Annotated in this window: 21 protein-coding genes and 1 pseudogene; 12 read left to right on the forward strand and 10 right to left on the reverse strand. The window is 70.7% G+C overall.

Annotated features, from left to right (window positions below; genetic code table 11):
* The 3 genes from ABT084_RS08645 to ABT084_RS08655 form a co-directional block, all read right to left on the reverse strand.
* Positions 1-580: eCIS core domain-containing protein (locus ABT084_RS08645; protein ID WP_351039740.1), on the reverse strand; the 580-nt coding region annotated here is incomplete at its 3' end.
* 414 nt (positions 581-994) lie between these two features.
* Positions 995-2,080: a DUF1152 domain-containing protein gene (locus ABT084_RS08650; RefSeq protein WP_351039633.1), complete on the reverse strand. Its 1,086-nt coding sequence runs from the start codon at positions 2,078-2,080 to the stop codon at positions 995-997.
* On the reverse strand, positions 2,077-3,525 hold the full coding sequence (locus tag ABT084_RS08655) for a coproporphyrinogen-III oxidase family protein (RefSeq protein ID WP_351039635.1): 1,449 nt from the start codon (positions 3,523-3,525) through the stop codon (positions 2,077-2,079). The genes ABT084_RS08650 and ABT084_RS08655 overlap by 4 nt, the downstream gene beginning before the upstream one ends.
* Positions 3,526-3,741: 216 nt before the next feature.
* Here ABT084_RS08655 and ABT084_RS08660 point away from each other — a divergent pair, with 216 nt between their 5' ends.
* From ABT084_RS08660 to ABT084_RS08675, 4 genes are read left to right on the forward strand one after another with little or no spacing between them, the layout of a single operon-like run.
* On the forward strand, positions 3,742-4,995 hold the full coding sequence (locus ABT084_RS08660) for an ATP-grasp domain-containing protein (RefSeq protein ID WP_351039638.1): 1,254 nt from the start codon (positions 3,742-3,744) through the stop codon (positions 4,993-4,995).
* Between the two features lie 5 nt (positions 4,996-5,000).
* Complete coding sequence (locus ABT084_RS08665; protein WP_351039641.1) at positions 5,001-6,266, forward strand: ATP-grasp domain-containing protein; 1,266 nt, start codon at positions 5,001-5,003, stop codon at positions 6,264-6,266.
* Positions 6,263-7,516, forward strand: coding sequence for an MFS transporter (locus ABT084_RS08670; protein ID WP_351039644.1), 1,254 nt, complete (start codon positions 6,263-6,265; stop codon positions 7,514-7,516). Before ABT084_RS08665 ends, ABT084_RS08670 begins: the two co-directional genes overlap by 4 nt.
* On the forward strand, positions 7,513-8,532 hold the full coding sequence (locus tag ABT084_RS08675; RefSeq protein ID WP_351039647.1) for a GNAT family N-acetyltransferase: 1,020 nt from the start codon (positions 7,513-7,515) through the stop codon (positions 8,530-8,532). Before ABT084_RS08670 ends, ABT084_RS08675 begins: the two co-directional genes overlap by 4 nt.
* A 42-nt stretch (positions 8,533-8,574) precedes the next feature.
* On the opposite strand, the gene ABT084_RS08680 is transcribed toward ABT084_RS08675, so the two are convergent.
* Complete coding sequence (locus ABT084_RS08680) at positions 8,575-9,024, reverse strand: DUF3224 domain-containing protein (protein WP_351039649.1); 450 nt, start codon at positions 9,022-9,024, stop codon at positions 8,575-8,577.
* Between the two features lie 103 nt (positions 9,025-9,127).
* Between ABT084_RS08680 and ABT084_RS08685 the strand changes: the two genes are divergently transcribed.
* From ABT084_RS08685 to ABT084_RS08700, 4 genes are all read left to right on the forward strand, one after another.
* Complete coding sequence (locus tag ABT084_RS08685; RefSeq protein ID WP_351039652.1) at positions 9,128-10,102, forward strand: helix-turn-helix transcriptional regulator; 975 nt, start codon at positions 9,128-9,130, stop codon at positions 10,100-10,102.
* 272 nt (positions 10,103-10,374) lie between these two features.
* Positions 10,375-11,973 carry a flavin-containing monooxygenase gene (locus ABT084_RS08690; RefSeq protein WP_351039655.1) on the forward strand — a complete coding sequence of 533 codons (1,599 nt, stop codon included), beginning with the start codon at positions 10,375-10,377 and terminating at the stop codon, positions 11,971-11,973.
* A 67-nt stretch (positions 11,974-12,040) separates the two neighbouring features.
* A complete protein-coding gene (locus tag ABT084_RS37990) occupies positions 12,041-12,262 on the forward strand; it encodes a transposase (protein WP_502968870.1) in 222 nt (73 codons plus the stop codon).
* Positions 12,259-12,645 carry a hypothetical protein gene (locus tag ABT084_RS08700; protein ID WP_351039750.1) on the forward strand — a complete coding sequence of 129 codons (387 nt, stop codon included), beginning with the start codon at positions 12,259-12,261 and terminating at the stop codon, positions 12,643-12,645. The genes ABT084_RS37990 and ABT084_RS08700 overlap by 4 nt, the downstream gene beginning before the upstream one ends.
* 471 nt (positions 12,646-13,116) lie before the next feature.
* On the opposite strand, the gene ABT084_RS08705 is transcribed toward ABT084_RS08700, so the two are convergent.
* Positions 13,117-13,584, reverse strand: a complete 468-nt coding sequence (locus ABT084_RS08705; RefSeq protein ID WP_351039657.1) for a winged helix-turn-helix transcriptional regulator — start codon at positions 13,582-13,584, stop codon at positions 13,117-13,119.
* A gap of 97 nt (positions 13,585-13,681) precedes the next feature.
* Between ABT084_RS08705 and ABT084_RS08710 the strand changes: the two genes are divergently transcribed.
* On the forward strand, positions 13,682-14,173 hold the full coding sequence (locus ABT084_RS08710; protein WP_351039660.1) for a PaaI family thioesterase: 492 nt from the start codon (positions 13,682-13,684) through the stop codon (positions 14,171-14,173).
* Positions 14,174-14,235: 62 nt separating this feature from the next.
* A pseudogene (locus ABT084_RS08715) lies at positions 14,236-14,397 on the forward strand (glycosyltransferase family 2 protein); the annotation flags it as partial.
* 372 nt (positions 14,398-14,769) lie between these two features.
* On the opposite strand, the gene ABT084_RS08720 reads toward ABT084_RS08715, so the two are convergent.
* The 3 genes from ABT084_RS08720 to ABT084_RS08730 all read right to left on the reverse strand — a co-directional run bounded on the left by ABT084_RS08720 (position 14,770) and on the right by ABT084_RS08730 (position 17,988).
* On the reverse strand, positions 14,770-15,141 hold the full coding sequence (locus ABT084_RS08720) for a nuclear transport factor 2 family protein (RefSeq protein WP_351039663.1): 372 nt from the start codon (positions 15,139-15,141) through the stop codon (positions 14,770-14,772).
* 114 nt (positions 15,142-15,255) lie between these two features.
* Complete coding sequence (locus tag ABT084_RS08725) at positions 15,256-15,678, reverse strand: Dabb family protein (RefSeq protein WP_351039666.1); 423 nt, start codon at positions 15,676-15,678, stop codon at positions 15,256-15,258.
* A gap of 69 nt (positions 15,679-15,747) precedes the next feature.
* A complete protein-coding gene (locus ABT084_RS08730; protein WP_351039668.1) occupies positions 15,748-17,988 on the reverse strand; it encodes an MMPL family transporter in 2,241 nt (746 codons plus the stop codon).
* Positions 17,989-18,235: 247 nt separating this feature from the next.
* On the opposite strand from ABT084_RS08730, the gene ABT084_RS08735 reads away from it, so the two are divergent.
* Positions 18,236-18,985: a TetR/AcrR family transcriptional regulator gene (locus ABT084_RS08735; protein WP_351039670.1), complete on the forward strand. Its 750-nt coding sequence runs from the start codon at positions 18,236-18,238 to the stop codon at positions 18,983-18,985.
* Between the two features lie 156 nt (positions 18,986-19,141).
* Here the strand turns inward: ABT084_RS08735 and ABT084_RS08740 are convergent, their stop codons facing one another.
* Positions 19,142-20,092, reverse strand: a complete 951-nt coding sequence (locus ABT084_RS08740; RefSeq protein ID WP_351039673.1) for an alpha/beta fold hydrolase — start codon at positions 20,090-20,092, stop codon at positions 19,142-19,144.
* Between the two features lie 275 nt (positions 20,093-20,367).
* Here ABT084_RS08740 and ABT084_RS08745 point away from each other — a divergent pair, with 275 nt between their 5' ends.
* Complete coding sequence (locus ABT084_RS08745; RefSeq protein ID WP_351039675.1) at positions 20,368-20,979, forward strand: TetR/AcrR family transcriptional regulator; 612 nt, start codon at positions 20,368-20,370, stop codon at positions 20,977-20,979.
* Between the two features lie 195 nt (positions 20,980-21,174).
* Here ABT084_RS08745 and ABT084_RS08750 read toward each other — a convergent pair whose 3' ends face one another.
* The gene (locus ABT084_RS08750) at positions 21,175-21,783 is read right to left on the reverse strand and encodes a TetR/AcrR family transcriptional regulator (protein WP_351039678.1); all 609 of its coding nucleotides are present in this window, start codon (positions 21,781-21,783) and stop codon (positions 21,175-21,177) included.
* Between the last annotated feature and the right edge of the window lie 130 nt (positions 21,784-21,913).

Consider the following 21,913-nt stretch of genomic DNA (forward strand, 5'->3'; position numbering starts at 1 on the left):
CCGTACCGGACTCGTCCGCACCGGACTCGTCCGCACCGGGCACCTGCGTACCGGGGGCCCGTCCCCACCAGGAGTCGTCGTCAGAACGCCGTTGGTTCCCAATAGACAGTGAACTCTTTACCGCTGTAGGGGACTGGACAGGCCGGCGAGCACCCCGGACGGTCACCCGGGGGCGACGGCGTCGACCACCGCTTGGGCACGCTGACAAGAGAGTTCCACGTTGGGGGCCGGGGAGCCATCGGCGCTGGCGCGGCCGGTGGCTTCCCCGAACGCCGCAGCACCGCCCCCCTCTGCGACATCGGCTGGGCCGCCGTCGGCGACGGCGCCCTGGACCTTGAGGCACCCCGCACATCACTCGCGCGGGCGGCGCACGCCTCCGCCGTCCGTTCCTCCACTGCGGACGGCTCCCCGATCGGCAGTGGAGGAACGGACGGCCCGGCGACAGCGCACCGACCGAAGACTGCTGGGCCACGTGTGCGAGTTCATGTGCCAGCAGGCGGCGTCCGTCGCGGGTGTGCGGGGCGTAGCGGCCGGCTGCGAAGACGAGGTCCCGCCCCACGGTGTAGGCCGATGAGTCCAGGCGCGTTCAGCACGTCGTGGACAACGGGAGGAGCGAACATCTGGCGGCGCGCTCCGTTGGTTGTGGATCGCCGCAGCGTCGTGAGGTGCTCCTCGTCGTGACACCCCGATGTCGGACAGGCATGTCCTCCGCAGCGCCTCAGGACGGGAGCGCTCACGGCCCCTGCGGTCTTTGGCGCCCGGACCGGTTCCCGCACGTGCATCACGCTGCCTCCTCGCCAGGGAAGGGTGCGCCGCGCCGCACCCGTCCAGTAGTGCACGCCGCATACGGTGCGGCACGTGCTGCACCGTATGCGGCATCAGGCATCAGGCATCAGGCATCAGGCATCAGGCATCAGGCATGAGGCATGAGACATGAGCACCGGCGGGAGGAGGCAATCTCTCCGGTCCCTCGATGGGACGCCACCGGGACCGGTCAGTTGAGCCGCAGCAGCGGGGTGTCCGTGCTGAGGACGGTCCGCAGGGCGGGGATGTCCGCCCAGGTCAGGCCCAGGGTGCGGGCCGCGTGGCGGAGGGTGACGTGGTCGGCGCCGTCGGCCGCCGCGCGCAGCGCCCGCACCACCCCGTCCCGGTCGAGGAGGCCGATCCCGCCGACGGCCGGCTCCTGCCGGGGCGTTCGGGCGCGTTCGCTCTCCAGCCCGGGAATGCCGGTGAGCCGGTGGGAGAGGTCGGCGGCGGCGGTCAGGGTCGCCGGATGCTCCTCGACGAGGGCCCGGGCCACGGGATTGTGGCCGATGGCCTCCTGGAGCGGCAGGGAGTACAGCCGCGGGGAGGCCTCCGTGAGCGCGATGACGTGGTTGACGGTGCGCACGGTGCCGCGGGCGCCGTGGAGGGCGGCGGCCCAGAGCGCGGAGGCCTCGGAGGGATGCCAGGCCAGTGCGCGGGCGGCCGCCGCCGTCGCGTCCCGGTCGGGGACGCGGGACGGGCTCGTGGCGAGGCGTTGGAGGAGGACCCGTTCGCCGATCTCCCCGTCGAGGCCGGGTCCGGCGACGTGCACGGTGGTGGGGATCCCGGTGAGGTGGCAGGCGGCGAGGGTGAGGGCGTCACCGAACGGGCTGCACAGCCCCGGCTCGTCGCCGTGGGTCAGGACGTCGCCGCCGATGTCGGCGACGTGGATCCGGCCGCCCGCCGCGGCGGCCATCGACGCGATCTGCCGGGCCAGGGAGGAGAGTCCGGGGCCGGGGTCGAGGAGCAGCAGCCGCGCCGGCAGGTCCCTGGCGAGGGCGGGCATCGTGGACCCGGCCGGCGGGCGGGCCCGGGTGGCCGGGGTGAAGGCCGCGAAGCCGCCGCCCCGGCCGCCCCCGGCTTCGTGGACGAGCCCGTCGAAGTCCCCTTCGCCGAGCGGGCTGGAGGTCGGGTCGACCTCGGGGCGCTCCCACGCGTAGGTGGCGATCAGCGGCGGGCGGGCAGGAGCGGCCGGGTCCGTCGCGAGGGCGCGGGCGACGACGAGGGTCCCGACGGGATCCCCTCCGCCGCCCGCCGCGATGTACAGATCGCTCACGCGGCTCCCTCGCGCTCGCGCAGGTCGATGCCGGTGATCCGGACCGGTGTCGCTCCCATGTTCTTCTGCGCGCGCTTGTTGGCCGCGTGCAGCTGCTCGTAGTACGCGCGGTCGAGGTCCTTGACGGACTCGGAGTAGAACATCCAGGAGAGCACGTCGCGGTACTTGAAGCCCTTGGGGGTCAGCTGGACGCGCCGGCCGAGGCGGTGGATCAGCCCGTTGGATTCGGCGGCCTCCAGGATGGGTTCGAACTCGGCGGCGTGCTTCTGGTAGCCGAAACGGTCGAGCTCGCCGAGGTCGAGGTCGAAGGTGTCGAGGACGAGGCGCTTGCGGACGATCTCCTCGGCGGTCAGCTCGAAGCCGGTGACGGGCGCGAGTTCGTGGTTCTTGGCCCTCGCGATGTAGTCGGCCACCTCGGCCGCCGACGGCTTCACGCTGCCGCACATGTAGTCGAGCACGCTGGTGTACGAGCGGGCGCCGACGCCGAGGCCGAGCAGGGGCACGCCGTGGAAGGTGAGCACCTTCTGCGCGTAGCCGCCGCGCCCGGGCTTCTTGTAGCGCACGGAGCCCTCCTGGACGTAGCCGTGGTCGAGGAAGACCTGGCGGGCGTAGTCGTAGCGCTCGTACAGCTCGGGCTGCCACATGTACTGGTAGGCGCCGGTCCTGGAGAACCAGGCGTCCGGCCGCACCGTGAGGAAGTACGTGCTGATGGTGGTGGGTTGGAGCGCGGCCAGCTCGTCCACGCTCTGGCGCCAGGTCTCGGGGGTCTGACCCGCGAAGCCCATGATCAGGTCGGTGGACAGGTCCGGCAGGCCCAGTTCCTGAGCGGTGCGGACGGCGCGTCGGATGACGTCCTCGTCTTCGCCGCCGCGGCCGGCCTCGCGGATCTCGCGCGGCACGAGGGACTGGATGCCGACGTTGGCGCGGGTGAGGCCCATGTCGATGAGGGCCTTGAACTCCTCGGGAGCGTCGGCGATCGACGACGGTGTGGCCTCCACGGCGACCTCCTCCGCCGTGGAGCGCCAGTTGGGGTAGATCTCGCCGATGGTGGCGAAGATCTGCTCGAAGTGGCGGGGCTTGAGCAGGGCGGGGGTCCCGCCGCCGATGTATATGGTGCGCAGCCGCCGGGCCTGGATGATCTCCGCGTGATCGCGGATCTGCGTACAGAGGGCGTCGGTGTAGGCGTCGTAGACGTCCTCGTCCGTGCTGATGATGGTGTAGAGGTTGCAGAACCCGCATTTGCGGTCGCAGAAGGGCACGTGCAGATAGAGGTTGAGCTCGGGAACCTGGTAATTGGCGAGGTCCGCCGCCCACACGTCGGAGACGGTCCATTTGCCCGCGGGCAGCGGGCGGTAGGTGGAGCGGGGCGGGTACGAGTACTGGTAGGGCGGGATGACGCCCTGTTCGATGTGGTCGGCGAGCTCCTGGTGCAGCCTGCTGGTCACGGTGTGCCTTCCGGTACGGGTACGGGCGCGGGTTCACCCAGCCTGGCGATCCGACCACGGGCCGCCCTTCGGGGCCCATCGGGTGGCCGCACCAAATACCGTCGACCTACTGGCCAGTTCATTGTGTATTGCTCCAAAAGGGCGTGCTGTGCGGCGAGTTGATTTCGTCGGTCAGGCCCATAGCCGCAGCTCCGGGCCCACGGCTTTGCTGGGGGCATGAAATTCGGGGCGGGCCCGCACGGGCCGGGAGTGCTGGTGATCGAGCCGATGGGGAACGCGGGGCAGTTCCTCGTCGAGGCGGCCGAACGGCTGGGGGTGCGCCTGTTCGCGGCCACTCACCAGGAGGTCCACGACGGCTACCCGCAGTGGCTGCGGGCCGCGCTCGCGGGACTCTGCGCGACGGACCTGACCGACACCCCGAAGGCGCTGGGGGACATGGAGGCCTTCTGCCGTCAGCACGCCATCGCCGGTGTCGCCCCCTGCTTCGAGCTGTTCACCCCGCTCGCCGCGCTGCTCGCCGAGCGACTGGGCCTGCCCGGAAACGATCCCCGGCTCGCTCGGGCGGCCCGCAACAAGATCCTGATGGGCGAGGCGTTCGCGGCCGCAGGGATCCCCGCCCCGCGCTGGGCGGTCGCGCACGACGGCGCCGAAGCCCACCGGGTGGCTCTGGAAAACGAGTTGGGCTGGCCCCTGGTCGTCAAGCCCGCCGAGCAGGGCGGCTCGTGGGGCGTGTCCGTGGTCGAGGGCCCGGACCAGCTCGCCGAGGCCGTCGCCGCCGCCCGGCAGTACACGCACGCCCAGCCGCACGGCCTGGAGCTCGACGCGCGGGCCCTGATCCAGGAGTACGTCCCCGGGGAGGAATACTCCTGCGACACGGTGGCCGCGGACGGGGTGGCCTACCCGCTGCCCGTCGTCGCGAAGGACACCACCGGGGGCCGGTACCGCATCGAGACCGGGCACACCTGCCCCTGCGGCCTGCCCGCGCCGCTGGTCAGAAAGGTGCAGCACGCCGCGGCGCGCGCGGCCCTCGCCGTCGGCGTCCGCAACGGGATCGCGCACACGGAGGTGAAGATCCCGCCGGGCTCGGACACGCCGTACGTGATCGAGACCGGCGCCCGGCTGCCGGGGGACAACCTCTGCGAGGTCGTCGAGACCGCGACGGGCGTGAGCGAGGCGGTGGCCCACCTCCAGGCCGTGCTCGGCCTGCTCCCCGACACCGTCCCCTCCCGTACGGACGCGGCCTCGATCCGCTTCCTGCTGCCGGACCGCGGCGGGGTCCTGCGCCGGGCGGTCATCGCGGACCTGCCCGGCACGCACGGCGAGGTACACCTGCGGCCCGGGGAGGTGGTGCCCGAGCCCACGGATTCGATGTGCCGCGTCGGGCACGTCGTGGCGCGCGCGGAGACGGCCGACGAGGCGCGCGGGCTGGCCGGCCGGGCGGCCGCCCGGTCCCGCGTGGAAGTGGGCTGAGGCAGATGCGGAAGATCGCCTTCCTACGGTCCGTACGCATCCAGCGCGCCGACCCCTACATTCAGCAGGCCGTGCGAGCGCTCGCCGACGACGGGATCGCGTCCGGGCTGTTCCACACCAGCGGCGCCGCCGGTGACGAGGACTTCCCCGGCCACCGGCAACGGCTCGACCGCGGGGTGACGCCACGGGAACTCGCGGACGCGGTCGCCGCCTGGGGAGCGGATGCGGCGGTGTCGATCTCGCTGCCCTGCGAGAACGCGCTGCGCGACGCCGCGACGAAGGAGCTCCTGGACGCCGCCGGCATCGCGACGGTCATGACCCCGCTCGCGGCGACGATGCTGCTGGTGGACAAGTGGGAGACCAAGCAACGGTGCAGGCGGGCCGGGCTGCCGGTGCCCGACGGGTTCCGCGTCGACTCCGACCTGCTGGCGGGGCGGGGCCTCGCGGTGCCCGGCTACCGGGACGCCCTGCGCGCGCTGGCCGATCGGACCGGATACCCGCTGATGTCGAAACCCGTATGGGACTCGACCAGCATGGGCATCCGCACCCTGCACTCACCCGCCGACCTCGACGCGCACTTCGACGCGCACCTCGAACCCGGCCCCGGGGCGGTGTCGGCGGTGGTGGAAGAAGTCGTCGAAGGCGATCTGTGCAGCGTGGACATCGTCGGCAGCCCCGGCTCCTACCAGGTCCTGCCTCCCTGCTGGACCGGACGGGCCGGCCCGGAGCCGGTGTTCACCTTCGCGGACCTGCGCTGGTGCGGCCCGCGCCCGCAAGCGGACGCCGCCTTCGCCGAAGCGGCCCACACCCTGGTCGACTTCTGCACGGACCTCGGCGTGTACGGGTCGGTGAACGTCGACATGATCTACACCGGCGGCCGGTTCGTGGTCCTGGAGGTCAACCCGCGCATCGGCGGGGCCACCACCCTCTCGTGCGCCGCATCCGGCACCAACACCTTCACCTCCCTCACCCGGATGGCCCGCGGCCTCCCCCTCACCGCGGGCGCGGTCCCACGGGTGGGCTGGGCGATCGAGTTCCTCGCCGGAGACGGCGTCCCGGCGGAGGTGGTGGCCGAACTCCGGCGGCGCGTGCGGGTGGTCACCGCGCACGAGCTGGTGATCGACGGGGCCTCCCACGGAGACATCGTCGTGATCACCCTCGCCGAAGGCGAGGAGAACCGGACGGTCGAGGCCCTGACGGAGCTGCACGGGACGACCGGCTTCCCCGCGGCCGACGTCCTGGGCAAGATCACCTCCCTGCTGAACCGGTGAGCGCCAACACCGGAACCCGCCGCCCGCGCACCGCGTCGGAGCGCCTCGGCCTGCCCGCACTGCGCGGGCACGGCCTCTTCGTCATCGGCAACCTCGTCGACTCCGTCGGCAACGGCATGCTCCTGCCGCTGGGACTGCTGTACTTCACCGACGTCCAGGGACTGCCCCTGGCGCAGGTGGGCGCGGCCATGACGGTCGGTCAGGCCATGGCCCTGCCCGTCACGTTCCTCGCCGGACGCCTCATGGACCGGGTCGGCCCCCGACGCGTCGTGGTGTGGGCGAACGTCCTTTCCGCCGCCGGGTTCGCCCTCTTCCTGCTCGCCCGCGATCCGTGGCACATCGCCGGCGTGTACGTGCTCGTCCAGGCCGGCATCAACATGTACTTCACCGCACAGCGCACCCTGATCACGCACGTCACCCGGGCCGACGAACGCCGTGCCTGGTTCGCGTTCACCGGCTCGCTGCGCAACATCGGGCTCGCCGCCGGCTCCGCCGCCGCGGCGGGCGCCCTGACCGTGTTCGGGAACGGCTCGCTGCGCTGGATGATCGCCGTCGACGCGGCCACGTACCTGCTGGCCGCCGCCTGCTTCGCCGCGCTCCCCACCACCGCGCCCGAACCGGACGCCGCCCCGCCGAGCGCCCTCGGGACCCGGGCCGACCACACCCGCCGCTACGTCCTGCTCGTGGCCGTCAACCTCCCCTACGTCCTCGCCCAAGCCGTCCTCGCCGTCCTCGTCGCCGTCTACACCACCCGCGCCCTCGGGCTCCCCGCCTCGGCGGCGAGCATGCTGTTCGTCATCAACACCGTGATCGTCTCGGCGTGTTCGACGATCGTCACCGCACACGTGGCGCCCAAGGCGCCCCGCCGCGCGGTGGCCGTCGGATACCTCGTCCTGACCGTGGGGATGGCGGTGTTCGCGCTGCCCGCCCTGCCGCGGGCCGCCGCCACCGCCTGGGTGGCCCTCATCGCGGCGATCACCCTCTTCAGCGTGGCGGAGATCCTCCTGGGGCCTGCCCTGAGCGAGCTGTCGGTGAGCCTCACCCCGCAGGCGGCCGGAGGCTTCACCCAGGGCCTGTACCAGTTCTCCTGGGCCGCCGGCATGGTCGCCGCTCCCGCCCTGTTCACCCTGCTCCTGGAGGCGGACCCCCGCTACCCGTGGGGTGTGGAAGCCCTCGCCTGCCTGCTCGGCGCACTCGCCGCGCCCGCCCTCAAGGCCCCCGACCGCCACCGCCGAAGGAACCAGAGTTGATCGCGAGCACCATCGAGTCCCTCCACGAGGTCCCCGTCGCCGAGTGGGAACACCTCGCCCGGCCCGCCGGCCTCTACCTCTCCCACCGGTGGCTCGCCGGCGAGGAGAAGGACCCCACCGCCACCCGTGCGTACGCGCTCGTACGCGACCTCGACGGCGCCCTGCTCGCCGCCGCCCCCCTCTCCCTCGTGCACGAGGAGCCGAACGACAGCTACCAGCCCGAGACCGTGCTGCCCCCGCACCTGAGGCCCCGCGTGATCGCCGGAGCGCGGCGCGGCTACCACAACACGCCGCTCACCGCCCCCGGCCTCGACCCCGGCCGACGGGACGCCTGCCTCACCCGTCTCCGGGACGCCGTACGCCGCTTCGCCGAACACCACGGCACGACGCACTGGTGGCCCTACCTCACCACCGGCGCCACCGCCCTGCTCGCCCCCCTCTACCCGGACCCCGCCCTCCACCTGGAGGACGACGCCCTCATCCCCCTCCCCGGCACGGGCATCGACGACTACGTCTCCTGCCTGCGCCGCCAGCGCCGCTCCGGCATCCGCAGCGAACGCCGCGACTTCGCCGCATCCGGCCTCGAGGTACGCCGACAGTCCCTCGCGGACTGCTTCGAGGACGCCGGGTTCCTCCTCGCCGGACACCAACAGGATCACGGGCACGACCGGGACGGCGTCGACGCCATGACCGGCCTGCTGGAACGGCAGGCCATGGCGATGGGCGGCGAAGCGCGCGTGATCGCCGCCTACGACGGACACCGGATGATCGGATTCTGCCTCTACTACCACTACGGAAGCACGACGTGGATCCGCGCATCGGCCCACGACCGCCACCACCCCGCGCCCCACCTGTACTTCAACCTCACGTACTACCTGCCCATCGAGGACGCCTACGTCCACGGCACGACCGCCCTGCACGTGGGCATGGGGACCATCCGGGCCAAGCGCCTGCGCGGCGCGGCCGTATCCGGCCTGCACGCCCTGGTCGACCCGCCGCCCGCCGGGCCGCGGTGACGGAGCCGCCGTGGGCGGCGCCCGGCCGCCCACGGGCCGGCCTCAGCCGAGGTCGTGGTCGCGGTCGTGGTCGCGGTCGTAGTCGTCGTCGTAGTCGTAGTCGAAGGTGTACGCGACGGACGGCTCGCCCTGCCGTGCGGTGAAGCCGCCCGAACCGCGCAGCCCGGTCAGCTCGCCGGTGCCCGAGCCCGGCACCACCTCGAAGGTGCAGTGCACGGTTCCGTCGGGGTCGAAGGACCCGCGCTCCTCGACCGCGAAGCCGCCCTCGCGGCCGTCGAGACTGCCCCGCAACACCTCCATGCCGGCGAACGTACCGGTCATCGCGCTGACGTAGGTGATCGTGTAGTCACAAGTGGTGTCCGCGGCCTCGATGCCACCGGTGAAGGTGTTGACGACGGAGGCCCGGGCGAGCTTCGGGTGTGCCCCGCCCGCACCGAGCGGGCGCTCCTTCCAATCGGCGGCGGTGAAGTGGCCGGTGGTCTGCACGCGCATGGTCGTCCTCTGGTCCGGCCGCACGGTCCTGCCCGCGCGGTAGGTGAACAGCCTGACCGCCGTACCTGACATCTCTTGTCAGGTACGGCGCGACAATGGCTCCATGCGTGCCGACCGGCTTCTCTCCCTGCTCCTGATGCTCCAGAACCGTGGCCTGATGACGGCCCCCGAACTGGCCGCCGCACTGGAGGTGTCCGTCCGCACCGTCTACCGCGACGTCGAGGCGCTCGCCGCCTCGGGCGTCCCGGTCCTGGCCGAGCGAGGACCGTCCGGCGGGTTCCGGCTGATGGACGGCTACCGCACCCGGCTGACCGGGCTCACCGACGCCGAGGCCGGGTCGCTCTTCCTCACCGGAGCCCCGGGCCCGGCGAACGACCTGGGCCTGGGCGCGGAGTTGGCGACCGCCCAGCTCAAGCTCCAGGCGGCGCTCCCCGCAGCCCTGGCCGACCGGACCCGGCGCGTCCAGGACCGCTTCCACCTGGACGCGCCGGCCTGGTTCCGCGACGCCGACCCGGTGCCCCACCTGGCGGCGCTCGCCCACGCCGTATGGGAACAGCGCGCGGTGCGCACCCACTACCGGCGCTGGCGCGGCGAGATCCACCGCGACCTGCACCCGCTGGGCCTCGTCCTCAAAGCGGGCATCTGGTACGTGGTGGCGCTGGGGGAGGGCTCCGTCCGGACCTACCGCGTCGCGCGGTTCCTTGCGGTGGAGACCCTGGCGGAAACCTTCGAGCGACCGACCGGCTTCGCCCTGGCGGCCTACTGGGAGCACTCCTCCCGGCGCATGGAGGCCGCGCTGCACCACGACACCGCCCGCCTGCGGGTCTCGCCCGGCGCGGCGCGGCTGCTGCCCATGCGGTTCGGCGCGGCGGGCCGGCGCGCCCTGGAAGGGGCCGGACCACCCGACCACCAGGGCTGGGTGGAGGTGCAGCTGTCCGTGGAGACCCCCGCCGTGGCGGTCGGCGACCTGCTCGGGCTCGGCGCGGATGCGGAGGTCCTCGACCCCCCGGAACTCCGCGCCGCCGTCGCGGACACCGCCCGCGCCCTGACACAGCGCTACGCGCCGCCCCCCGAATGAGACCGGTGCACCGCGGGTCCGCGGGAACATCGCTGATCACGCGTTCCCTTGTCCGGTGGGGTGACCATGTGGCGCCGTGCTCGTTGGCGGTGGGTGATCACCCTTCTCAGGCGGGCTCTGTCCCCGACCTCCTTCCCGTCCGACACGACTCCGCAAGTAACGGCGTTTCACGCGCACTTGTCCGGCCCCGCCGACCGAACGGCTCTGCGTGAGCTGCGTGAGCTGCGTGGGGGCCGTGACCTGTGCGCCGACCGCTTGGCCGGAGCCTCCCGGTGATCCCGACGCAGGGGATGCGGACCGTCAGGGACGTGCGGGCCGCCAGGGACGTGCGGGCGGTGGTCGTGGGAGCGGGGTTCTCCGGGATCGGGGCCGCCGTACGGCTTCGCGAGGCAGGGTTCGACGACGTCCTCGTTCTGGAGAAGGGGACGCAGCTCGGCGGCACCTGGAGGGAGAACACCTACCCGGGCTGCGCCTGCGATGTGCCCTCGACCCTTTACAGCTATTCGTTCACGCCGGACGCGGCCTGGAGCAGGATCTTCGCCGGGCAGCGGGAGATCCTCGCCTACCTGCGGGCGACCGCCGAGCGGTACCGGCTCGGTGACGTGCTGCGTTGCGGCGTGCAGGTGCGGGGCGCGCGGTGGGACGGGGCAGCCGGCCGCTGGCTGCTGGAGACCAGTGACGGGCCCTACAGCGCGGAGGTACTGGTCCTGGCCACCGGCCCATGGCACGTCCCGCGCCGCCTCGAGGTCCCCGGGATCGAGGACTTCGACGGCCCCGTGTTCCATACCGCGGGGTGGGACCACGGCGTCGACCTGACCGGGCGGCGGGTAACTGTGGTGGGTGGCGGTGCCTCCGCCGTCCAGATCGTCCCGGCCGTCGAGGCGCGGGCCGCGGCCGTGAACCTCTTCCAGCGCACTGCTCAGTGGGTGCTGCCCAAACCCGACCTGCCGGTACCCGCGGCGCTCAACCGGCTGGTGGACCACGTCCCCGGCGCGCGCAGCGTCCTGCGCGCCGGCCAGTACGCCCTGCAGGAGGGCTTCGGTTACGCCTTCCGTCACCCGCGGGCCGCCCGCCTCCTCGAGGTCGGCGCCCGCGCACACCTACGCCTGGCGGTCCGCGACGGACGGTTACGCAGGCACCTGACCCCCGATTACCGGCTGGGCTGCAAGCGTCTGCTGACGTCGAGCACCTTCTACCCGGCTCTGTCGCAGCCGCACGTGCGCCTGCATCCCACCGCCGTGAGCGCAGTACGCGGCAACACGGTCATCGGTGCGGACGGCACCACCGTCCGCACCGACGTGCTCATCGAAGCCACCGGCTTCCGCGTCGGCGAGCTGCCGCTGGCCACGGCCCTGCACGGCGCGCACGGCCAGACGCTCCACGAAGCCTGGGGCGGTGCACCGCAGGCGTACCTGGGCACCACCGTGAGCGGCTTTCCCAACCTTTTTCTGCTCCTGGGCCCCAACCTGCTCGGGGGCTCCACCTCCGCGATCACGGTCCTGGAAGCCCAACTGGCATATCTCATCGCCGCGTTGGCTTACATCGACCAAGGCGGCCACCGCGGCCTGCACGTGCGGCCGGCCGCACAGGCCTCGCACAACAGCGCCGTCCAAGAGGCGCTCGCCACCACGGTCTACAACACGGGCGGCTGCGACAGCTACTACTTCACGCCCACCGGGCAGAACACCTTCGCCTGGCCGTGGTCCACCGGACGGCTGGTGCGCCGACTGCGCCGTTTCGACGCCGACGCCTACACCTGCGACACGCCGACCCCTCCCCTTCGCCTCCCCGCGCAGCCGAGGCCGCGGTCCGGAGACCGCACGGCAGCCGCGAACGCAGAGCAGTCGGCGTCCGGGCCTGGTCGGCAATGATGTAGGTGTTCTTCGCATCCGAAGATGGCCCGGGCGAGCAATCCGCGGGGGCACGGCAGCGATGTGGATGCGTGACCGCCTGGACGAGTTGTTCGTCGACGAGGACTCTGCCGCCTGGTATCCGGCGGACGGGCGCCCGGGTCTGTCGCCGGCCCGGCTCGCGCTGGTGTCGGTGTTGCAGTACACGGAGAACCTGACCGACCGGCAGGCGGCGGACAGCAGGACTGGATCGGCATCGGCTGCCGCGACCACCAGACAGAGAGCTGCGACGAGACCGATCCGAACGTGATCGTCCAGGTCACCACTCGGCCGGCGCCCGAGCAGGACATCGACGCCCTCGACCGCATCCACCTGAGACTTCACGCGCAGGGGTTCCAGCAGCACATGTCCTCCGCCGACCGCTTCTACGGGGCCTACCAGCCGACCCCGGACGCCGCGACCCCGCGGCGCGCCCGTTGCTGCCCGGTACTGAAGGACTCGCCGGGATCCTCATCGGAGAAGCCGGTGTCCGGGGCCGCCAAGGCGGCAAGCCCCCTTGGGGCCCGCAGGCCACGCCACGCTGCGCCGCTTCATGGCAACGGCCCACTGACTCAGGACCGCGGAGGGCTATCCGGCCGGGTCTGGAGCCCATTCGTCACCGGGCTGCTGGAAGCCGGCGCGGGTCCCACGTGAACGCGCCGGTGCCCTTGGCCCATCTGTCTCCCGGCCGACCGCGTTCGCGGTGAGGGTGAAGTACTCCATCGGCTGATGATGGCAGCGGGACCCTCCTCCCGTCAGCCGGATCGGCTGCCGAGCCGGCCCCGTAGAGGTCATCACACGTCGTCAGCGGACTTGGCCGCCTCGTGCCAATCCGCGAGGGTGACGCGCCCTCCCGCTGCGGACCTGCAACTCCTGAGAAGTCACCGAAGACCTCGGATCCACGCGGGGATGATCCCTGCAGCAGCCCACACCGGGCCGACTTCGCCGTCTGGTTGAGGCGGCGCGTGGCATGCGTGATGGCTTGCCCCGCTGGCGGGCAGAAGCCGCTCGAGAGCGAGATGGGCGGGCTTGGGCCACCGTGCTGTCGGGGCCATCTGCACACCTCCCACCGGCCGAGCCGGTGAGACCCGGGGCCGGTGCGGCAGCGGCCGCGCCCTCGACCGCTCACGGCCGGGGGCGGGCCCCCGGCCCCAGTGTGGCGGTGACGTCCTTGGGGGAGAGGGCGGTGTGCTCCGCGGAGCACTGGACGGCGACGCGGACCGGGGCGCCGCAGTCCGTGTGGCGTACGTCCAGGACGGGACCTTCAGGGCCGAGGGCGTGCGCCTCGCCCCACTGACTCAGCGCTACCAGGACGGGCCACAGGTCCCAGCCCTTGCGGGTCAGGCGGTACTCGTTACGGGAGCGATGGCCCGGCTCCCGGTAAAGGCTGGTCTTCAGGACGCCGGCCGAGGTCAGTTTGCGCAGGCGGTCGCTGAGGACGGCCTCCGACAGGCCGATGTGGCGGTGGAAGTCGTCGAACCGGCGGACGCCGTTGACGGCATCACGCAGGATCAGCAGGGTCCACTTCTCCCCGACCACGTCGAGGGCGCGCTGGACGGGACAGTTCTCCGTACTCGCCTCAAGCCACTCCATGCCGCCATCGTAGGCCCCTGGCTTCGCCATTGACAGTCAGCGTGAGGCAGGTCTAGCTTCACAGGGAAAAGCCAGACCGAGGGGAAGGCGCTGCACTGTGGGGCGAACACGTACATACACCTGGGACGATCCCGCGATCCCGGCACAGGCCGCGGGAGCCATGGCCGGTCTGGAATTCCTGCGCGAGGTGCAGGCCGGGCGAGTGGCCGGGGCGCCCATCGGCCAGACCCTCGACTTCGCCCTGGACGAGGTGGGGCCCGGCCGGGCGGTCTTCTCCCTGGTGCCGGGAGAGGAGCACTACAACCCGATCGGCAGCATGCACGGAGGCGTGTTCGCCACGCTGCTCGACTCCGCGGCGGGCTGCGCTGTCCAGTCCACGCTTCCTCAGGGGATGGCGTACACCTCGCTCGATCTGACCGTGAAGTTCCTGCGGCCGGTCACCGTGGAAACGGGCCGGGTACGCGCCATCGGCACGGTGGTCAGCAGCGGTCGTCGCACCGCCCTCGCCCAGGCACAGCTGGTCGACGCGAAGGACCGCCTGCTCGCCCACGCCACCAGCAGCTGCCTGCTCTTTCCGCTGCCCGGCTGACCTCTCCCGCACCCCGACGGCGACTACGCGATCGCCGCGATGCACTCCGTGCCCGACGACGTCTGTGGGTGGCGCTGACCGTGGCCCGCACCCGGTCCGCGGTGGGGCTGAGGGTCTGGTTCGCGGGGTTTGCCGAGGGCATCCGGGCATCCGGTGGCCCCCGGCGCCCGATGCGCTGGCGGACGGTCTGGCGACTGACCAGGCTCGGCCGGCCCCCGGTCATCCAAGCCGTGGTGTGCTCCCGCTGGAGCCAGCCCGGAGTGGCGGCCGGGGTGTCCTGGAGCCACTCCATCGGCTGCGACTGGATCCGCCGCGACCTGCCCCAGCGGGAACGCTTCACACCCGCCCCGCCGCCATGTACGACAGGTGACCGGCTGGCGCACCCGGCACCCGGCACCCGGCACCCGGCCACCCTGACCGAAGGGGAGGAGCCTCACCGCAAGGCAGTCCTCGACCGCTGACTCAGCGTCACCGGCTGACACCACTTCGGCCAGACCCCAATACAACCGTCGAAAACAGTCGTGCACGGGATGGCCGCCAGTTGGAGCCGCATCGCGGTCGGCTCCGTCCGGAAGACGCCGGAGCCCCCGGTTGGCTCATCGATCCACGTGGGGCGCGACAGGGCTGAGATAGAAACGTGTCCAGTCGATGCGTCCGTCGTGGGTCGTCATGATGACCGGCCCACGCATGACGGCTTGGGTGCCGTCCGGGGCTGTGCCGACCATCTCCCATTCCGACCAGAGTTCGGCATCGGCCGTGGCGCGACGCAGGATGTCGGCCCGGATGTCGGGCAGTCGACCGAAGATGGCGGTCCAGTTCATGAGTACCCGGTCGTTCCCGGTGAAGCCGTCTTGTGGCCGATGCGGGGTCTCGGAGCGATAGTTGGTGGTGAAGCAGTCAGCGACCTGGTGAGGGTCGTGCGAGTTGATTGCATCCCTGAGCCGGTCGATCGGGTCGTTCGTATTCATTGCGAGCTCCTGGTTTTGCGGGTTGTGGCGCGCTGGGCGCGGTCTGAATGTGCGCTCTGCGCCTGGCGCCTCGTCAGGGGTGCGGCCTTGGGGCGCCCGGCAGGATTTCGTCGCTCAGGACGACGGGGTCGTCGTGTCTGCGCTGCCGGGCCTGGTGAAAGAGGCGGCCTGTGCCACGAGTGCGGCGATCTCGGGGTGTTCGGCGAAATGGCGAGCCTGTACCTGCTCGATCCTTGCTTTGATCTCGGGGTCGGCGGAGTCCGTTATGTCGAAGGCCTCGAACCGCGCGAGATATCCGATGCCTTCGAGTTCAAGGCGGACGTGCGCGGGGTGGTTCAGGTACTCGTGGTAGCCGTCGAGGTCTTCGATGACGAACACGGCTCCGTACGCGAAGCCCTCGGTGGGGTGTGGGCCGACCACGTACGACTTCACGGCGGGAATGGTCTCACCGACCTGGCGTAGCAGCTCGAGGCAAGCCGTGAGCTGCTCGTCACTCAGGTCGGGCTTGGGCGTCAAGCGGTTGATGTGGAAGATCATGATCTTCTCCTCAAGACTCGGTTTTGGATTCCGACGGGAACCGGACTCGCGCCGGGCGGCGCTTGCTGGTCAGCTCCTGGTCGAGTTCGCCATGGGTGCCGGGGCCACCGCCGCTCGTCCGGATGCGGAGGCCGGCTCGGGTCCGCCCTCGCTGAGGCCGTAGCGGTTGTGGAGTCTGCGCAGGAAGTCGGGCGCGTACCAGGCCGAGCGGCCGAGCATCCGCATCGCGGCGGGGACCAGGACGCCGCGTACGGCGATGGCGTCGATGAGGATGGCCAGTCCGCTGCCGAGGCCGAACATCTGCATGAAGCTGAGCTTGGAGGTGCCGAAGGCGAAGAAGCTCACCGCGAGCAGGCAGGCCGCCGCGCTGACGATGCTTCCGGTGTGGCCGAGTCCGTCGCCCACGGCGGTCTCGTTGTCCGCTCCCTGATCGTGGAGTTCCTTGATCCTGCTGGTGACGAAGACCTCGTAGTCCATCGAGAGGCCGAAGGCGATGCAGAACATCAGCACGGTCATCGTCATCTCCATCGGCTGCGCGGTGAAGCCGAGCAGTGAGGAGAGGGTGCCGTCCTGGAAGATCCAGGTCATCACGCCGAGGGTGGCTCCCAAACTGATCACGTTCAGGACCAGCGCGCGCACCGGCTGCACGATGCTGCCGGTGAACAGGAAGAGCAGCAGGAAGGTCGTGACGACGATCAGGGCCACGGCCACGGGGAGCCGGTCGCCGATGGATTCCTTGGAGTCGACGAGTGCGGCGTCCGTTCCGCCGAGCAGGGGGTGTGTCCCTGGGGGAGGGGTGGCCGAGCGCACCTGCTCGACGAGGCTCTGGGCCGCGTCCGACTTCGGTGTCAGGCCGCTCATCACGCTGATCTGCTGGGCGTCGGGTCGGCCCAGGGCCGGGTCGCCCGGCCCGATCGCCGTGGATTGGCCCGCGGTGTAGGTTCCCGTGCTGGTCTCGACGCGCTCGACGCCCTTGAGCGCGGCCAGTCGGGCCGCGTACGACGCCAGCGGGGCCTTGTCCACGGGCTGGTTGATGGCGATGTGGAGGGCCGAGTCCTCGCTGCCGCCGAACCTCTCGCGCAGTGCCTGCGAGACCTGGCGGCTTTCGGCGTCCTTGGGCAGCACGCGTTCGTCCGGCGTGCCGAAGGTGATGTTCAGCAGCGGGCTGGCCGCAAAGAACAGCACCGCGAGGACGGACAGTGCGGTGAGCGCGGGCCGCCGCATGACGGTGCGCGCCACCCGTCCCCACAGGGGTGCGCGGGCGGCGGAGTTCCGCGTCTTCGCCCACGGCAGCCGCCCGCTGTTGACCCGGTGCCCCAGAACCTTCAGCAGGGCCGGCATCACGAACAGGGTGCTCAGGGCCGCGATCGCGACGACGCCGACTCCGGCGAAGCCGAAGGAGCGCAGGAAGTACTGCGGGAACACCAGGAGTGCCGCCAGGGCGGCCGCGACGGTCGCGGCGGAGAAGGCGACGGTGCGGCCCGCCGTGTGCACGGTGCGCCGGACGGCGTCGTCCACGCTCACCCCGGCCGCGAGCTGCTCACGGAAGCGGCTGACCATCAGTAGGGCGTAGTCGATGCCCAGTCCCAGGCCCAGGGCGGTGGTGAGGTTGGTCGCGGTGTCGGCGACATCGGTGACGCTGCCGAGCAGGAAGAGCTGGGCGAACGATCCCATGATGGCGATCAGCGCGATGATCAGCGGCAGCAGGGCCGCGACCACACTGCCGAAGACGAACAGGAGCAGTACGAGCGTCAGCGGTATGGCGATCCCTTCGGCGAGGACCAGATCCTCGACCACCTGGTTCGACAGGTCCGCGCCCACGGCGGCGCCCCCTCCGGCCTGGACGGTGAGGGTGTTCCTGTAGGTGCCGCTGTAGGTGTCGAGGATCGCCTTGGCGTATTTCCGCTGCTGGGTGGCGTCGCCTCTCACGTGGGTGAGCACCATGGCCTCGCGGCCGTCCTTGGAGAGCAGGTCCGGGCTGTTGGTTTCCCAGTACGAGACGACGTTGCTGAGCCGCTTGTCCTTCTTGAGCTCGGCCACCAGGGCTTGGCCGGTCTCTCGGTGGGCGGGGGTGTCGATGCGGTCGGCAGGGGAGCCGACCAGCAGAACCAGGTTGGTCTCGCCGCCGAACTTCTCGTCGATGACCTTCGATGCCCGGGTGGAGGGAGAGGCCGGGTCGTCGAAGCCACCCCCCTTCAGCTTGTCGAAGGCGCCCGCTCCCACGACCCCCATAAGGGCCACGGCCAGGGCGGCGACGACCAGGACCAGCCGGGATCGGCGAATCGCCAATCCGGCCACACGTTCGAACACGGGTGATCTCCTTCGAAGCTTCTTCTGCGGTAAGGCGAGGGGTTGGCCGGTCATGGGCCGGCGCGGTGCGGCGCAGAGCTCCTTCGCCCCGTCAGAGGGGGTGCGGTGCCGCACTCTTCATCGCCAGGACACGACGCTAGTCAGGCGGTCGGTCTTTGAGCAGGGGGAGATTTACCTGACACTGTTAGGTATTCAGAAAGTCATAGGACTCTGAGGTCCCGTCGGGGCGGCACCGTAGGATCGCCGCATGTCCGCAGACGTGTCCGCGACGGTCCTGCCATCTCTGCGCCAGCGGCGCCGGGCCGTCGCCACCCAGGAGATCGTGGCCGCCGCCGAGAGCCACCTCGCCGAGCACGGGCTGCACGCCCTGTCCCTGAGAGCGGTCGCCCGTAGCCTCGGTATGACCGTGCAGGGGCTCTACCACTATTTTCCGAACCGGGACGCCCTCGTCACGGTTCTCGTCGCGAAGGCCTACGAGGACCTGGCCGACGCCGTGACAGCGGCTGTCGACACGATGGCGGACGAACCGGCTGCTCTGCGGTTCCTGGCCGCCGCCGAGGGTTACCGCCGATGGGCCGTTACCCACCCCGAGCGATTCCAGCTGCTGTACGGGGTGCCGTTGCGACATTACGAGGCACCGGCCGAGGGTCCGACCACTCAGGCGATGCGCCGGGTGGGCGAGGTCTTCCAGCGCGAGATGTTCGGCGGGTTCACCCCGTCACAACTGGCCGCGGCCGACACCCGGGTCCTCTCGGCAGCTCTCCGGGCAGATCTGGAACACTTGATTCCGCACGGCCCGGACACCTTGCCGCCTCCAGCGGCCGCGCTCCTCGTCAGCGCATGGGGGCACATGCACGGCATGGTCGTCCTGGAAGTCTTCGGACACACCGCCTTCGTCGGCGAACACCAGGCCGAGATCTTCCACATGGCGATGCGGGACCTGGTCGCGGACGTTCATCGCCGGATCACCGAAGCGCCCCACGTCGAGGTTCGATGAGAAACGTAGACGACCCACCATGATTGTCTGACCGCTCCGGAATCCGACAGGTGGCCGACGCGGCGCTGCGAGAGTGCCATCGTCGGCTCAGTGCCGGCACTGACGCGGCTGCGCCGGTGAGAGGCGGCTCCCCATACCGCCTGTCCGTGCGAGGCCTTATGCGTTCGCCCTGTCGCGGTAGGGCGCCAGGAAGGCGGTCAGCGCCGACAGCATCGCCTCTGGGGCTTCCTCGGCAGGGTAATGGCCGCATTCAGGGAGGACGATGCTCTCCACGTGGTCGGCGACAAGCTTCATCGTTGCGCCGACCGATGCGCCCAGGTTCTCCGCACCTCCGATCGCCAGGACGGGAAGGGACAGCCGTCGAGTCTTGCGCCGCTGGTTCTGTTCGATGGTCGTATCGAGTGCGCGGTAGAACTCGAAGCTGGATCGGCGGGCTTCCGGGTCGGCGGCGAGGGTGTCGACGTAGTGCTGGACGGCGTGGTCGGGCAGTGCCTTCGCGGATTTCGTGGCGAACTGGTGGCCGAAGAAGAGATGCTCCCGTCCGCTGATCAACTGCTCGTTGATGTCGGTGAGGCGGTTGAAGGCGAAGTGCCAGAGGCGGTCGTTGGCCTCCTGGCTGCCGAAAAGAGGTGGTGTGGGGGAAAGTCCCGGGATTGCGGCCTCGGCGACGGCCAGACGGTCGATCCGGGCAGGGTGATCCGCGGCCAGGGCATAGCCGGTCCACATCCCGACGTCGTGACCGACCATGGCGAAGCGCTGATGCCCGAGTGCGTCCATCAGCGCCACCATGTCGCGTGCGAGGGTGCCGGTGTCGTACCCGTCCAGGGGCTTGTCGGAGAGCCCGACGCCGCGCGGATCGACCGCGACGACCTGGAAGTCCTCGGCCAGCGCGGGCATCACGAGGCGCCAGGCGTACCAGGTCTGGGGCCAGCCGGCCAGCAGCAGCAGCGGAGGTCCTTCGCCGCCGGTGACGGCGTGCAGGCGCAGCTCGCCGGTGTCGACGTACTGACTGGTGAAGGAGTCGGTGAATCGGTCCGGGAGGTACGGCGCCCGGGAGACGGAGCCGGGGCCTTCAGGTATGGGCAGGTGGTTGGTTGACAGACTCATGAACGTCCTTTGTCGCAGGCTGACGCGGTTTCAATGACGTGTACACCGCGGCCAGGAGCCGGAACCCGGCGCGCGGCCGGCGTCCGTCGACGGGCGGAACGACGTGTGTGCGGACGTCTGATGCGGCGTAGTCGATCACCGTGCGGCCTTTCCGGGCGGGAACCACTGGTCCTCACGCTAAGCATCTTGGATCGATCAGTCAAAGATAGTTTGACTGATCGATCCAAGATGGGGGTAGGCTCACAGCGGAAATCGCGAAACGAGAGGTGCGCAGCATGTCCGGCCGGAAGCAGTTCGACGTCGGTGCGGCCCTCGACCAGGCGATGCGAGTGTTCTGGCAGCGCGGATACGCGGACGCCTCACTGGACGCCCTCGGGTCCGCCACCGGTCTCGGCCGCGGCTCCCTCTACGGCACCTTCGGCACCAAGGACGCCCTGTTCCGCCAGTGCCTCGACCGCTACGCGTCGATCTACGGCGCGCAGTACGCGCAGGCGCTGACGGCGCACCCTGGCGATCCGGTGCGAGCGGTCGAGGCATTCCTCGACGTCACGCTGAGCCGTATCGCCGATCCGTCGGTCCCCGTGGGGTGCCTCATCGCCCAGTCCGCCGCGCAGTCACCGACGCTGAAGGAGGAGAACAGCACTCAGGTGCGTGGCCTGCTCGACCTGCAGCGCCAGCGGATGCGCGCGGCGCTTGCGGACTCCTCGGCCGACACCCGAACGCTCGACGAACTCGCCACTTTTGTTGTCGCTGTCAACCAGTCACTGGCCGTACTGAGCCGTGTCGGCGCTTCGGACGCCGAGCTGCGATCCGTCGCCCGGCTCGCATGCACAACGGTGGCGGACACCGTCGCCCGGGCGGCATCGAAGGGCGTCACCCAAGGCTGACGGGCAGCGGATCCGCGGGGACTCGGCCTTCTCTGGCCCGGCATGCCGACGGCCGTACCAAACGGACCGTCGGAAGCGGCGGCTGTGTGAAGCCGTCACCGCCGGGTGCGTTGGATATCGCGCAGACAGGCTGGTATCCGGAGGGCATCAAGCCCCTTACCTGGTCGTCGAAAAACACATAACTCCGGGCGTGTCTCAGACGAGTGGCCAGTTGCGCAGTGCGGCGTCGGCCATCTCCCGGAGTTCGTCGCGGTCGACACCGCTCGCGGCCTGTACGGCGATGCCGTAGGCGAAGGTGGTGAGGTAGCGGGCCAGTAGCCCCGGATCGGTCTGCGGAGGCAGGTCGCCCTCGTCGACGGCGCGCTGGAACCGCTCCTGGATGCGGCAGTAGCCGTTGTTGCGCCAGGCGACGAGGAGATCGCGGACTTCCTGTCCGGAGCCGCTGGTGGTCAGGGCGCCCTGGACGCCCAGACAGCCATGTGGATGGGCCGGGCGGGTGGTGGTTCGAACGGTGCCGGCCAGGATCGCCGTGGCGACATGAAGGGCGGTCGGCTCCTCCAAGGCTCGGGCGAAGTATGCGCTCGGGCCTTCGGTGTAGCGCTCCAGGACCCTGTGGAACAGCTTCTCCTTGTTGCCGAAGGCTGCGTACATGCTGGTGGTGGAGATGCCCATCGCGTTCGTCAGTACCGCCGTGCTGGCTCCCTCGTAGCCATGCTCCCAGAAGACCATCATGGCCCGCTCCAGAGCCTCGTCGGCGTCGAATCCTCGGGGGCGGCCGATGAGGCCGCTCTGTTGCTTCTCCACCCCCGCAGCCTACTTCTTTTCCGCAGTGATCGCTGCGGAAGTGCTACGGTTCGATTTCCGCAGCGATCACTGCGGAAATCGAGGGGAGTGACCACGTGGGACTGCTTGCGGGGAAGACCACTCTCGTCAC

The organism is Streptomyces sp. NPDC002138, from assembly GCF_040296485.1.
In the GTDB taxonomy this organism is placed as follows: Bacteria; Actinomycetota; Actinomycetes; order Streptomycetales; family Streptomycetaceae; genus Streptomyces.

Excerpts from the sequence above, each read along its gene's own strand:
- ABT084_RS08680 (WP_351039649.1), bottom strand. The coding sequence starts at position 9,024 with ATGCGCGTGCAGACCACCGGCCACTTCACCGCCGCCGATTGGAAGGAG.
- ABT084_RS08685 (WP_351039652.1), top strand. The coding sequence starts at position 9,128 with ATGCGTGCCGACCGGCTTCTCTCCCTGCTCCTGATGCTCCAGAACCGT.
- ABT084_RS08745 (WP_351039675.1), top strand. The coding sequence starts at position 20,368 with ATGTCCGGCCGGAAGCAGTTCGACGTCGGTGCGGCCCTCGACCAGGCG.
- ABT084_RS08740 (WP_351039673.1), bottom strand. The coding sequence starts at position 20,092 with ATGAGTCTGTCAACCAACCACCTGCCCATACCTGAAGGCCCCGGCTCC.
- ABT084_RS08735 (WP_351039670.1), top strand. The coding sequence starts at position 18,236 with ATGTCCGCAGACGTGTCCGCGACGGTCCTGCCATCTCTGCGCCAGCGG.
- ABT084_RS08665 (WP_351039641.1), top strand. The coding sequence starts at position 5,001 with ATGCGGAAGATCGCCTTCCTACGGTCCGTACGCATCCAGCGCGCCGAC.
- ABT084_RS08720 (WP_351039663.1), bottom strand. The coding sequence starts at position 15,141 with ATGAATACGAACGACCCGATCGACCGGCTCAGGGATGCAATCAACTCG.
- ABT084_RS08705 (WP_351039657.1), bottom strand. The coding sequence starts at position 13,584 with ATGGAGTGGCTTGAGGCGAGTACGGAGAACTGTCCCGTCCAGCGCGCC.
- ABT084_RS08660 (WP_351039638.1), top strand. The coding sequence starts at position 3,742 with ATGAAATTCGGGGCGGGCCCGCACGGGCCGGGAGTGCTGGTGATCGAG.
- ABT084_RS37990 (WP_502968870.1), top strand. The coding sequence starts at position 12,041 with ATGCGTGACCGCCTGGACGAGTTGTTCGTCGACGAGGACTCTGCCGCC.
- ABT084_RS08725 (WP_351039666.1), bottom strand. The coding sequence starts at position 15,678 with ATGATCTTCCACATCAACCGCTTGACGCCCAAGCCCGACCTGAGTGAC.